Origin of the sequence: Streptomyces sp. NPDC001852, assembly GCF_042891825.1 — a bacterium.
Lineage (GTDB): Bacteria > Actinomycetota > Actinomycetes > Streptomycetales > Streptomycetaceae > Streptomyces.
The window spans coordinates 1-12,332 of record NZ_JBIATN010000014.1 but is presented as its reverse complement, the minus strand read 5'-3'; the positions used below and the strand labels follow the sequence as shown (position 1 = coordinate 12,332).

The following is a 12,332-nucleotide window of genomic DNA, read 5'->3' as shown; positions in this document are numbered from 1 at the left end:
TCCGTGTAAGAAGTGTGGTCGCGAGCAGGGGTCCAAACCACTTGAATCATTGCTCAGGGCAACAGATGATTTCCCTCCCCGTCCCCGCAACCGTGCGGAGGGCGGGGAGCGTCTTTGCGGTCACCCTTCGGGCGTGGGGACGCCGTGGTCGGGCCGGGTGCGGGGACGCCCGTCCATATCGGACATAGGGGAAGAGCGGGACGCATGACGGCACTTGAGGTACGGCCGGTTGTCGCAGATGTGGCGCCCGGCACGTACAACCCTGGTGGGGGTAGACGTGTCCAACTGGCGTGGCAGAGGTACTCGAACTCAGCGCGGCCCGCGGCACGGCGGTCCTACGGCCGCCCCGTGCGGCGCTCCGGCCCCGCACGCCCGGCGGCATGCCGGTGATCGCGCCCATGCCCGCAGCGCGGCCCGCCCGCATACCCAGTCAGCGTGACGGTGCCGAGGAGGCCGCGGCGCCGACCGCGACCGAGGCCGCCGGCACGACCGTCGACCACCTCACCGAGACCTACCGGGCGCACTACCGCTCGCTGCTCGGTCTCGCCGCGCTGCTCCTCGACGACACCGCCTCCTGCGAGGACGTGGTCCAGGAGGCCTTCATCCGCGTGCACTCGGCCCGCAAACGCGTCCGCGACCCCGAGAAGACCCTCGCCTACCTCCGGCAGACGGTCGTCAACCTCTCCCGTTCGACCCTGCGTCGCCGCATCCTCGGCCTGAAGCTGCTCTCCAAGCCGATGCCGGACATGGCGAGCGCGGAGGAGGGCGCCTACGACCAGCTGGAGCGCCGCGACCTCATCAAGGCGATGAAGGGCCTGCAGCGCCGCCAGCGCGAGGTCCTGGTCCTGCGCTACTTCGCGGACATGACCGAGGCCCAGGTCGCCGAGACCCTGGGGATCTCCCTGGGCTCGGTGAAGGCGTACGGCTCGCGGGGCATCGCCGCGCTGCGGGTGGCCATGGGGGCACCGGCATGAGCGAGCGCGCCCAAGGGGGCGATTCCGATGAACGTCACTCCCACGAACGTCACGAGCCCTTCGCCTGGCACGAGCCGACGAGGGACGAGCAAGAGCACACGCCATCGCACGCTGGGAACGGAACTGTGAACCACGGCCCCGACGAGAAGGGCCCCGAGGGCCTCGACCAGGGCCCGGGACCCGAGGGACGCGGCGACGGCCCCGAGGGGCGCGGCCCGGGTCGGGACGGTCATGGCGCCGGTCCCGACGGGTTCGAGCTGGACGGCCTCGGGACCGGTCTCGACGGCCTCGGTGACGACGAGTCGGCGCTGCGCCGGATGCTGCACTCCGCGGTCGACGACATCGAGCCGCGCACCGGCACCCTGGAGCATCTGCGCCGGGCCGTGCCCGCGCGCCGGGCCCGCAAGCGGCAGGCCGCCGTCGGCATGGCCGCCGCGGCCCTGTTCATCGGCACCGCCGTCCCCGCCCTCGTGCACGTCTCCGAGTCCGGCGGCACCGACCCCAACACCGCCATGGCCGGCCAGTCCTCCCAGGCCCAGGGCGGCACCGGGCAGGGCAAGGACAAGGGCGGCGACACGGGCGGCAGGAAGGACACCGGCAGCGCGAGCGCCAGGCCCGGCGGCAAGGAGTCCGGCACGCCCGGGGGGAAGGGCCGGACCGGCGGCGGCAGCACCGGCTCCACCGGCGGCGCCGACCCGTCCTCCAGCCTCGCCCCGAGCGGCGTCCCGCTGTGTACGACGGCCCAGCTCGGCTCGGCCACCGGCACCGCCGACGCCCCCGACTCCGCGGGCGTGGTCTACGGCACCTTCCGCGTCGTCAACGTCTCCACCGCCGCCTGCACCGTCGCCGGCGCGGGCACCATCACCCCGACCGCGGTGGGCGCGGCCGACCAGACCAAGATCAGCACCGCCCGGCACGTGGCCGGGGACGCGGCGACCAGCCTGCCCGACCCCTCGCTGGAGGTCTCCGGGCTGGTCCTGCAGCCGGGCGCGGCCTACGAGGAGAAGTTCGCCTTCGTACCCTCCGAGACCTGCCCCACCACCGGTGGCGGCACCGGCACCAGCGCCGGCTCCGCCACCGGTGGTGCCACGCCGGACCCGTCGCCGACCGCCTCCGGCGGTTCGACCGAGAGCGCGGGGTCGGGCGGCACCACCACCCAGCTGACGACCGAGGACGGCACGGCCGACGGCAGCGTACAGATCACCCACAAGGCGCAGGGGGGCTCGCCCTCGGCCACGGCGACGCTGGCGGGGGAGTGCGCGGGGACCGTGATCTACACCGGGGTACTGGCGGGGGCGTAGGAGCGCCGTCGTACGGTCAGCTACTGGGCACCGGTGCCGGTGTCTCCTCCGGCAGCAGGCCCAGCGCGGCGTCCCGCTGGTACTCCGCCTCACGCCGCACCAGCCGGAACCACATGAACACCACGAAGCCGGCGAAGACGAACCACTCGCCGGTGTAGCCGAGGTTCTGGAACGCCTTCAGGTCCAGCCCGGTGCCGTCCGGCGCCGTCGCGGGCACGGCCTTCATCCCGGCGTCGCCCCTGTCGAGGGTCACCCAGGCGTCGTACAGCTTGTACGGCACCAGGTTCACCAGCGACGCCGAGCTGATCGCCGCCGTCTGCCCGGCCGGCAGCCCGCCGGCCGCGCTGACCCCGTTGTCCCCGGGCGTCTCGGACGCCTGGAGCGCACCGGTGACGGTGACCTCACCGCTCGGCGGCGCGGGCGCCTTCGCCGGGTCCGCCGTGCCCGGCAGCCAGCCCCGCACCACCGGCAGCGCCTTGCCGGAGTCGGTGCGCAGCAGGGTGAGGACGTAGAAGCCGTTCCGGCCGTCCAGCTGCCGGCCGGGCACCAGCAGCTGGGTGCCGTAGTGCCCGCTCACGGTGACCCGGCGGCCCGAGGTGGCCTTGTCGACGGGCAGCATGGCCCGCAGCGGGCGCGCGGTCTCGTGCTGGTCGGAGCCGGCCTGCCGCGTCGCGCTCCGGTGCTCCTGCACCCGCCCCTCGAACCGGCTCAGCTGCCAGGACCCCATGAAGACACAGAACGGGATGGCGAGCAGCACGAAGACGTTGATCCCCCACCAGCGGGGTGTCAGCAGAAACCGGTACACGCCCTCCACGGTACGGCGCCGCCGCGGGGCGCCCGCCCGCGGGTCGGCTATCGGCTCTTCGTGGCCTTGAGCGAGTAGATCAGCGGGATGCGCGGATGGTCCGCGGGAAAGCGGTGGTAGCCGTCCCGTACCTCGAAGTTCTCGAAGCGCGGGAACAGCGACACGTCGTGCTCGTGCAGGAACTCGATCCTCAGCCCGGCCGCGGCGAGCGCGGAGACGACGTCCGCGAGCGTGTGCTGCCACTGGACGCTGCGGTTGTGAACCGTCTCGGCACCCGGATCGGCGTAGGTGCCGGGCTCGTCCCACACCTGGGCGTCGCGGGCGAAGTAGTCGCGCACGATCCGCGAGCCGGTCGCGTCGTCCAGGGCCTCGGTGATCGGGTGGAACTCGGCGAGGTACAGGAACCCGCCGGGGGCGACCAGCGAGGCCGCCGTCCTTGCCCAGCGGCGGATGTCGGGCAGCCAGCACAGCGCCCCGAGCCCGGTGTAGACGATGTCGTACGCGGCCTCGGGCACGGCGTCGGCCGCGTCGTACACGTCGCCGGTGACGAAGGCGGCGCGCTCGGGGCCGTACCCGAGGCCGGCGGCGAGGGAGCGGGCGGCCTCGACGGCCGGGGCGGAGAAGTCCAGGCCGACGACGCGGGCGGCGCCCCGGTGGGCCCAGGAGAGGGTGTCGGTCCCGATGTGGCACTGCAGGTGCAGGAGCGTCCTGCCGGTGACGTCGCCGACCTCGGCGGTCTCGAAGTCCCGCAGCACGTCCGGGTGGGCGCGGAAGCCGTCGAGGTCGTAGTACTCACCGGCGACATGCACGGGGACGCGCTCGTCCCACATGGCCCGGTTGTCCTCGCGCCAGCCGTCGGGGGCGGGTTTGGGGTCGGCATAGGTGCTCATGGTCGGGAAGTTATCCACAGGCTGCGCACGCCCGCCACCCAATTGTCGGCGGGGCCAGGCAGTATGGGCGCATGACTGGGGCGATGAGTGAGAGCAACGGGCCGGGCGCGGTGGATGCGGCCGGCATGCCGGACTGGGAGAAGCGGTTTCGGGCGCCACGCGTGTCGCTGCCCGACTGGGCGGAGGACGCGCCGGACCGCTCCCTGTTCGTGTCGAACGCGACGGGCACCTACGAGCTGTACGCATGGGACCGCGCGACGGGCGGGCAGCGGCAGGCGACGCACCGGCCGAACGGCACGACGGACGGTGCGCTCTCCCCGGACGGCGCCTGGATCTGGTGGTTCGACGACAAGGACGGCGACGAGTTCGGCATCTGGCGCCGCCAGCCCTTCGGGGGCGGCGAGGACGAGCCGGCCGTCCCGGGGCTCGATCCGTCCTACCCGGCCGGGCTCGCCCTGTCCCGGGACGGGCGCACGGCGGTCGTCGGCCGCTCCACCGACGACGAGGGCACGACGATCCACCTGGCGCGCGAGGGCGAGGACCCGGTCGAGATCTACCGGCACCGCGAGTCGGCGGGCGTCGGCGACCTCTCGCACGACGGCACCCTGATCGCCGTCGAACACACCGAGCACGGCGACGCCATGCACGCGGCGCTGCGCGTGCTCCGCCCGGACGGCACGCCGGTCGCCGAGCTGGACGACACCAAGGGCGGCACCGAGGAACTCGGCCTGGAGGTGCTGGGCTTCGCGCCGGTCGACGGCGACACCCGGCTCCTCATCGGCCACCAGCGCCGGGGCCGCTGGGAGCCGATGGTGTGGGACGTGGCGACGGGCGAGGAGACCGACCTCGCCCTGGACCTGCCGGGTGACGTCAGCGCCGAGTGGTACCCGGACGGCTCGGCCCTCCTGATCGCCCACGGCTTCGAGGCCCGCAGCGAGCTGTTCCGCTACGACCTGGCGAGCCACGAGCTGACCCGCATCCCCACCCCGCCCGGCACGGTCTCCGGCGCCACCGCCCGCCCCGACGGCAGCGTGGAGTACCTGTGGTCGTCGGCCGCCGAGCCCCCGGCGGTGCGGTCCACCTCCGGCGGTGTCGTCCTGGACCCGCCCGGCATGGCCTGCCCCCCTTCGGTGCCGGTGGAGGACGCCTGGGTCGAGGGCCCCGGCGGCCGCATCCACGCCCTGATCCAGAAGCCGGCGGGCGCGAGCGGCCCGCTGCCCACGGTCTTCGACCTGCACGGCGGCCCGACCTGGCACGACAGCGACTCCTTCGCGGCAGGCCCGGCCGCGTGGGTCGACCAGGGGTATGCGGTGATCCGCATCAACTACCGCGGCTCCACCGGCTACGGCCGCGCCTGGACCGACGCCCTGAAGCACCGGGTCGGCCTGATCGAGCTGGAGGACGTGGCAGCGGTCCGCGACTGGGCGGTCTCCTCGGGGCTCGCCGATCCCGCCCGGCTGGTCCTCACGGGCGCCTCCTGGGGCGGCTACCTCACCCTGCTCGGTCTCGGCACCCAGCCCGACGCGTGGACGGTGGGCATCGCGGTCGTACCCGTCGCGGACTACGTCACCGCGTACCACGACGAGATGGAGGCGCTGAAGGCGATGGACCGCACCCTGCTGGGCGGTACCCCCGAGGAGGTCCCCGAGCGCTTCGAGGCCTCGTCCCCGCTCACGTACGTCGACGCGGTCAAGGCCCCGGTCTACATCTCGGCGGGCGTCAACGACCCCCGCTGCCCGATCCGCCAGATCGACAACTACGTCAAGCGCCTGGAGGCCAGAGGCACGACCCACGAGGTCTACCGCTACGACGCCGGGCACGGCTCCCTGGTGGTGGACGAGCGGATCAAACAGGTGAGACTGGAAATGGCCTTCGCGGCACGGCATGTGGGCGCGTAGGACGCCGTCCGAGCCCCCTGGCTGGTCAGCGCAGCTCCGCGAGCCCTCTGCGGGTGGCGGCGACCACCACCCGGTCGCCCTTCTCCAGTACGTGATCAGCAGACGTGTCCGCACGCCCCGACAACGCCAGGACCCGCCAGGACCCGGCGCGGAAAGCATCCCGTACCGTGCGCCCCTCCAGCTGGGGGTGCCCGTCGACGTCGACCGCGGCGAACAGCAGCACCCGCCGTTCCACCGCGATGGCGCCCAGCACCTGCCGCCCCAGCATCGCCCCGGCGAACGCGGGCGCGGCCAGGTGCGTGACGCTCCGGCTCCGGGTCAGGGCGTGCGGGTAGGCGGCCCGCAGGGTGCGGTACACCGCGGTGGCGAAGTCGTCGTCGTACAGCCGCAGTACGACCCGCAGATCGGGCCGTACGTTGCGCGCGTACAGCACGGCCTCCAGGTTCGTGGTGTCCGCGCTGGTCACCGCGAGCAGCGCGTACGCCCGGTGGATCTTGGCGGACTCCAGCACCCCTTCCTGGGTGACGTCCCCGAGCACCACCGGCACCCGCAGGCGCCGCGCGGTCGCAAGGCCCCGCGCCTCCGGGTCGGACTCGACGCACACGACGGGGATGTTCAGCTCACGCAGCCGGGTCAGCACCCGGGTGCCGATCTTCCCGAGCCCGAGCAGCACCACGTGCCCGCCGAGACCGCGCGGCGGCTTCCGCAGGGCGGAGGCGGTGCGGAAGGTGCCGAGTGCCTCCAGCACGGCCGCCAGCAGCACCGGCAGCAGCAGCAACCCGACGAGCCCGGAGAGGAGTTGGAGGATCTGCCGGCCCAGGGACGCGCCGATGGCCGGATTGTCGATCGCGAAGAGGTCCAGCAAGGTCAGATAGAAGGCACTGAGCGGATGCATCCCGGTGACCACCCACAGCGCGACGGCGAGCGCGACCACGCACGCCACCATGCCCGCCAGCGACCACCGCAGCCGCGGGGAGAACAGCGAGGCGAGCGGCGGCACCCCGCCACGGCCGGGCGCGGCCGACTCGCCGCCGCCCGCCGAGGACACCTGCTCCAGCACCACGGCCGGCCGCCCCGCGGCCTGCCGTACCTCGTCCTCGTCCGGCAGCAGCCGGGACTCCTGGTCCCCGCCGCCCTCCGGATCCGCGCCCGGCGGGGACAGCAGGGCGAGCGTGCACAGTCCGGTGCCGGCCGTCGGCCGTTCGACGGCCCGCAGCAGCAGTCCCTCGGTCTGGACGACCTTGCTGGTGCCGGCGACGGCGGTGGCGGCCAGCGCGGGCGCGGCGGTGTCGGCATCGGACAGCACGGTGGTGGACGCGTCGGTGCCGCCCGCGCCGTCGCCGGTGACCAACGCGGCCGCCTGGTCGAGGAGTTCCTCGATGTGCTGGCCCAACCGCCGGTTGTAGAGCCTGAGGACGAGCCGCAGCCGCGGGTTGATCCGGCGGGCGGTCAGCGCGGCCCGGATGTTGGTCTCGTCGTCGTCGAAGACGAGGGCGAGCGCGGCGGCCCGTTCCACACCGGCCTCGGCGAGCACGGACTCGGTGATCTCGGCGGCCTCCAGCACCCGTTCGGCCCCGCCGCCGGTGCCGCCGTCGGCGGTGCTGCCGGTACCACCCGTGCTCGTGGCCGTGGCGGCCGGTCGCGCGGTGGGTCGTGCGGCCGGTCCGGAGCCGGACCCGGCTCCCGATCCGGATCCGGAGCCGGATCCGTTGCCGCCGCGGCCGACCGCGGCGCTCACCACGCGGTCGAACAGCGCGGCCGAAGCGGACCGGGCCCGTCCGACCACCGGAGGTCTGGCGGTGCGCTCGTTCGGCGGTACCACGAGGGTGACCTGCTCGCCGTAGACTCCGCGCAACTCGGCGGCCAGCCGGTGCGCGAGCCCGTCGTCCCCGCACACCACCATGTGCGGCCCACTGGGCCCACCTTGATACGGAACGCTCCCCACGAGGGAAAAGACTGCCCCAAGGAGCGGAGTGGTTCCAGCAAGGGTGTGAACACCGTGGGGACGACTCACGTACCGAGGGGGAGGGAGCGAACGAGGACAGCCAGCCGGAGGTAACCGCACGTGGCCATCACGGAAGACGCCCCGCCGGGCGCGGAGGCCGGACCCGCCGGAGCGCCGCCCGGCCAGGACGGCCGCAGGCTCAGCTCCCCCCTCGTGCTGACGCTGACGCTGCTCCTCGCGGTGCTCGCCCAGTCGCCGATCCGCGGGCTCCTCGGGACCCCGCTGATGCAGAGCTGGATGACGGTGTTCGTCGCGGTGACGGTCCAGGCGCTGCCCTTCCTCGTCCTCGGGGTGCTGCTGTCGGCGGCGATCGCGGTCTTCGTGCCGCCGGCCTTCTTCGCGCGCGCCCTGCCGCGCCGCCCGGCGCTGGCGGTCCCCGTGGCGGGGGTCGCGGGAGCAGTGCTGCCGGGCTGCGAGTGCGCGTCGGTGCCGGTGGCGGGCGCTCTGGTGCGCAGGGGGGTCACCCCGGCCGCCGCCCTGGCCTTCCTCCTGTCCGCCCCCGCGATCAACCCCATCGTCCTCACCGCGACCGCCGTCGCCTTCCCCCGCAACCCGGAGATGGTGCTGGGCCGGTTCCTGGCGAGCCTGCTGGTGGCGTGTGCGATGGGCTGGCTGTGGCAGCGGCTGGGCCGTACCGACTGGCTGCGCCCGCCCGCCCACGGCGCGCACGAGGGTGCGACCAAGGGGGAGGCGTTCTGGAACTCGGTACGGCACGACACCATGCACGCGGGCGGCTTCCTGGTGCTCGGGGCGATGGCCGCGGCCACCCTGAAGGCGGTGGCCCCGGCGTCCTGGCTGCGCACGGCCGCCGGCAATCCCCTGGTCGCGATCCTCGCCCTGGCCGTCCTCGCCGTGCTGCTGTCCATCTGCTCGGAGGCGGACGCGTTCGTCGCGGCCTCCCTCACCCAGTTCTCCCTGACGGCCAAGCTGGTGTTCCTGGTGGTGGGCCCGATGATCGACCTCAAGCTCTTCGCGATGCAGGCCGGCACCTTCGGCCGTGCCTTCGCCCTCCGCTTCGCCCCCGCCACCTTCGCGATGGCCGTCGCGGGCGCCGTGGTGACCGGGACGGTGCTCCTGTGAACCGCCAGGCCCAGGCCGCCGTCATGTTCCTGCTCGGCGCCGCCCTCCTGCACGCGGGCAGCACCGACCTCTACCTCCGGTACGTCAAGGAGGGACTGCAACCGCTGCTGCTGGCCTCGGGCGCGGTCCTGATCGCGGCGGCACCGGCGACGGTCTGGTACGAGCGCCGCCGCGCCAAGAGCTCCGCTGCCGAGGCACACGACCACCACCACCCCGAACCCCGCATCTCCTGGCTCCTGTTGCTCCCCCTCCTCGCCCTCATCCTCATCGCCCCGCCCGCCCTCGGCTCCTACAGCGCCCTGCGCTCGGGGACGGCCCTGCAGAAGCCGTACGCCCTCGGCCGGATGCCCGCCGCCGACCCGGCCCCGCTCTCCGTGGTCGACTACGCCTCCCGCGCCGCCTACGACCACGGCCGCTCCCTGCACGGCCGCGCGGTCCGCGTCACCGGGTTCCTCGCCCTGGACCACTCGGGCGCGCCGTACCTGGTCCGCATGGCCCTCAACTGCTGTGCGGCCGACGCCCAGCCGGTCAAGATCGCCCTCACCGGCGAGCTGCCGCCGGTCCTGCGTCCGGACGCCTGGCTGGAGGTGACCGGCACGTACAGCCCCCGGCTGAGCCGTGACCCCGTGAACAACGGCCCCATCCCGTATCTGCGGGTCACCTCGGCAAAGCCGGTCCCGGTCCCGCACGACCCGTACGACGAGACCTGGAACAACTGAGCGCGCCCGGCAACGGCCGGTGTTTCGGCCACCGGCACGATCGTGTGCGGGGTCACCCCGGGTGCAGCAGCACGGTGACGCCGTGGCGTACCCCTACCGGGCCGGGGAGTCGAGGTCGCAGCGCTCCAGGTCCCTCAGCCACGCATGGGCCGTGCCGTCCGACGGGGCCCGCCAGTCGCCGCGGGGGGAGAGGGAGCCGCCCGCCGAGACCTTGGGGCCGTTGGGCATGGCCGAGCGTTTGAACTGGGAGAAGGCGAAGAAGCGGCGGATGAAGACCTCCAGCCAGTGGCGGATCTGGGCCAGGTCGTAGGAGCCGCGGTCGGCCTCCGGGAAGCCGGGGGGCCAGGCGCCCGCCTGCGGGTCGTGCCAGGCGTGCCAGGCCAGGAAGGCGATCTTCGAGGGCCGGAAGCCGTAGCGCAGCACGTGGAACAGGGTGAAGTCGTGCAGCGCGTACGGGCCGATCTTCGACTCGGTGGACTGCAGTTCCTCGCCGGGCACGAGCTCGGGGCTGATCTCGGTGTCGAGGATCGCGGCCAGGATCTTGCCCGTCTCGTCGTCGAACTGGCCGCTGCCGATGACCCAGCGGATGAGGTGCTGGATCAGTGTCTTCGGCACACCGGAGTTCACGTTGTAGTGGCTCATCTGGTCGCCGACGCCGTACGTCGACCAGCCGAGCGCCAGCTCGGAGAGGTCGCCGGTGCCGAGGACGATGCCGCCGCGCTGGTTGGCCAGCCGGAACAGGTAGTCGGTGCGCAGACCCGCCTGGACGTTCTCGAAGGTGACGTCGTACACCGGCTCGCCGGCCGCGAAGGGGTGGCCGATCTCCTTCAGCATCAGCCGCGCGGTCGGTGTGATGTCCAGCTCGGAAGCGGTCACGCCGAGCGCCCGCATCAGCCGGTGGGCGTTGTCCTTGGTGTGGTCGCTGGTGGCGAAGCCGGGCAGGGTGAAGGCGAGGATGTCGCTGCGCGGGCGGCGGGCGCGGTCCATCGCCCGGGCGGCGACGATCAACGCATGCGTGGAGTCCAGGCCGCCGGAGACTCCGATGACCACCTTGGGGCCGCCGATCGACGCCAGGCGCTGCTGCAACCCCGCGACCTGGATGTTGTACGCCTCGTAGCAGTCCAGGGCGAGGCGCTCGGCGTCGGCCGGCACGAACGGGAAGCGCTCGACGCGGCGGCGCAGGCCCAGGTCGGTCACCGGCGGGGCGAGTTCGAAGGACACCGTGCGGAAGTCGGAGGTGCGGGCGGCGTGGGTTCGGCGGTTCTCGCCGAACGTGCCCGTCCGCTGCCGCTCCTGCCGCAGCAGGTCGAGGTCCACGTCCGCCACCGCGTACTGCTCGCCCAGCGGGAAGCGCTCGGTCTCGGCCAGCAGCGCCCCGTTCTCGTAGATCAGGGTCTGGCCGTCCCAGGACAGGTCGGTGGTCGACTCGCCGAGGCCGGCCGCCGCGTAGACGTACGCGGCGAGGCAGCGGGAGGACGCCGAGCGGCACAGCAGCTTGCGGTCCTCGGCCCGGCCGACGGTGATCGGGCTGCCCGACAGGTTGACGAGGACGGTCGCCCCGGCCAGCGCCGCCTCCGCGCTCGGCGGCACCGGCACCCACATGTCCTCGCAGATCTCCGCGTGCAGCACGAGACCGGGGACGTCAGCCGCGGCGAAGAGCAGGTCCACGCCGAAGGGGACCTCCGCGCCGCCCAGCCGGATCGTTCCGCCGCGCTCGTCGTCGCCCCCGGCGATCTGCCGGCGCTCGTAGAACTCGCGGTAGTTCGGCGGGTACGACTTCGGCACGACCCCGAGGATCCGGCCGCGGTGCACGACCACCGCGCAGTTGAAGATCCGGTCGCTGTGGCGCAGCGGGGCGCCGACGACCAGGACCGGCAGCAGCTCCGCCGACTCGGCCACGATCGTGGCGAGCGCCGTCTCGACGTCGTCGAGCATGGCGTCCTGCAGCAGCAGGTCGTCGATCGCGTACCCGGACAGGCACAGCTCCGGGAACACGGCGACGGCGACGCCCTCCTCGGCGCACCGGCGTGCGTGGCGCAGGACCGTCTCGGCGTTGGCGGGCGGGTCGGCGATGACGGTGTGGCCCGTACACGCGGCGACGCGCGCGAAGCCGTGCTGGTAGATCGACCAGAAGCTCAACGGGACCCCATTCCGAGTTTCCGAAGCGGTTTGCCTGCAAGAAGAAGCCTAAAGGCCGTCGCGCCGACCCTCGGCACCCACCGCCCACCTGCGGGTTTCAGCGGGCTGAAGCCCGTCCCGCACGGCTGAAACCCGGTTGAAGCCGCGCTGAACCGCCCCGGCCGCACGATCTGGGGCATGACGACGACGGAACACGAACTCGCGATCTCGGCCACCGGGTTGCGCAAGGCCTACGGGGACAAGAACGTCCTCGACGGCATCGACATCCAGGTGCCCGCCGGCACGGTCTTCTCCCTGCTCGGCCCGAACGGCGCCGGCAAGACCACGGTGGTCAGCATCCTGTCCACGCTGATCTCCGCCGACGGCGGCGCGGCGAGGATCTCCGGGCACGACCTCACCGCCGAGGCCCAGGCGGTCCGGGCGGCCATCGGGGTGACCGGGCAGTTCTCGGCGGTGGACGGGCTGATCACCGGCGAGGAGAACATGCTGCTGATGGCCGACCTGCACCACCTGTCCAAGCG

The 12,332-nt window shown here is 73.3% G+C and carries 10 protein-coding genes; 6 read left to right on the top strand and 4 right to left on the bottom strand.

The features are described 5' to 3' along the window. Nucleotides 1–290 precede the first annotated feature (290 nt). Together ACFYZB_RS24090 and ACFYZB_RS24085 are read left to right on the top strand one after the other, a co-directional pair. Nucleotides 291–974: a SigE family RNA polymerase sigma factor gene (locus ACFYZB_RS24090; protein WP_388762125.1), complete on the top strand. Its 684-nt coding sequence runs from the start codon at nt 291–293 to the stop codon at nt 972–974. A 125-nt stretch (nt 975–1,099) separates the two neighbouring features. After that, nucleotides 1,100–2,275: a hypothetical protein gene (locus ACFYZB_RS24085; protein WP_388762122.1), complete on the top strand. Its 1,176-nt coding sequence runs from the start codon at nt 1,100–1,102 to the stop codon at nt 2,273–2,275. A gap of 16 nt (nt 2,276–2,291) precedes the next feature. Here the strand turns inward: ACFYZB_RS24085 and ACFYZB_RS24080 are convergent, their stop codons facing one another. Both ACFYZB_RS24080 and ACFYZB_RS24075 read right to left on the bottom strand, forming a co-directional pair. After that, nucleotides 2,292–3,080 carry an SURF1 family protein gene (locus ACFYZB_RS24080; RefSeq protein ID WP_388762119.1) on the bottom strand — a complete coding sequence of 263 codons (789 nt, stop codon included), beginning with the start codon at nt 3,078–3,080 and terminating at the stop codon, nt 2,292–2,294. A 47-nt stretch (nt 3,081–3,127) separates the two neighbouring features. After that, nucleotides 3,128–3,970 carry a class I SAM-dependent methyltransferase gene (locus tag ACFYZB_RS24075; RefSeq protein ID WP_388762116.1) on the bottom strand — a complete coding sequence of 281 codons (843 nt, stop codon included), beginning with the start codon at nt 3,968–3,970 and terminating at the stop codon, nt 3,128–3,130. An 83-nt stretch (nt 3,971–4,053) separates the two neighbouring features. Between ACFYZB_RS24075 and ACFYZB_RS24070 the strand changes: the two genes are divergently transcribed. Next, nucleotides 4,054–5,868 carry a prolyl oligopeptidase family serine peptidase gene (locus ACFYZB_RS24070; protein ID WP_388762113.1) on the top strand — a complete coding sequence of 605 codons (1,815 nt, stop codon included), beginning with the start codon at nt 4,054–4,056 and terminating at the stop codon, nt 5,866–5,868. A 25-nt stretch (nt 5,869–5,893) separates the two neighbouring features. Here the strand turns inward: ACFYZB_RS24070 and ACFYZB_RS24065 are convergent, their stop codons facing one another. Beyond that, nucleotides 5,894–7,771, bottom strand: coding sequence for an NAD-binding protein (locus ACFYZB_RS24065; protein ID WP_388762109.1), 1,878 nt, complete (start codon nt 7,769–7,771; stop codon nt 5,894–5,896). 162 nt (nt 7,772–7,933) lie between these two features. On the opposite strand from ACFYZB_RS24065, the gene ACFYZB_RS24060 reads away from it, so the two are divergent. Beyond that, nucleotides 7,934–8,953: a permease gene (locus ACFYZB_RS24060; RefSeq protein WP_351209856.1), complete on the top strand. Its 1,020-nt coding sequence runs from the start codon at nt 7,934–7,936 to the stop codon at nt 8,951–8,953. Next, a complete protein-coding gene (locus ACFYZB_RS24055) occupies nt 8,950–9,672 on the top strand; it encodes a TIGR03943 family putative permease subunit (RefSeq protein WP_388762106.1) in 723 nt (240 codons plus the stop codon). Before ACFYZB_RS24060 ends, ACFYZB_RS24055 begins: the two co-directional genes overlap by 4 nt. A 93-nt stretch (nt 9,673–9,765) precedes the next feature. Here the strand turns inward: ACFYZB_RS24055 and ACFYZB_RS24050 are convergent, their stop codons facing one another. Further along, nucleotides 9,766–11,811 carry an NAD(+) synthase gene (locus tag ACFYZB_RS24050; protein ID WP_388762103.1) on the bottom strand — a complete coding sequence of 682 codons (2,046 nt, stop codon included), beginning with the start codon at nt 11,809–11,811 and terminating at the stop codon, nt 9,766–9,768. A gap of 177 nt (nt 11,812–11,988) precedes the next feature. On the opposite strand from ACFYZB_RS24050, the gene ACFYZB_RS24045 reads away from it, so the two are divergent. Next, nucleotides 11,989–12,332 (top strand): ATP-binding cassette domain-containing protein (locus tag ACFYZB_RS24045; protein WP_388762100.1); only part of this gene is annotated, 344 nt, incomplete at its 3' end.

What these genes read in the sequence shown, in the direction of transcription:
- ACFYZB_RS24075 (WP_388762116.1), bottom strand. Translation starts at nt 3,970, where the DNA reads ATGAGCACCTATGCCGACCCCAAACCCGCCCCCGACGGCTGGCGCGAG.
- ACFYZB_RS24070 (WP_388762113.1), top strand. Translation starts at nt 4,054, where the DNA reads ATGAGTGAGAGCAACGGGCCGGGCGCGGTGGATGCGGCCGGCATGCCG.
- ACFYZB_RS24065 (WP_388762109.1), bottom strand. Translation starts at nt 7,771, where the DNA reads ATGGTGGTGTGCGGGGACGACGGGCTCGCGCACCGGCTGGCCGCCGAG.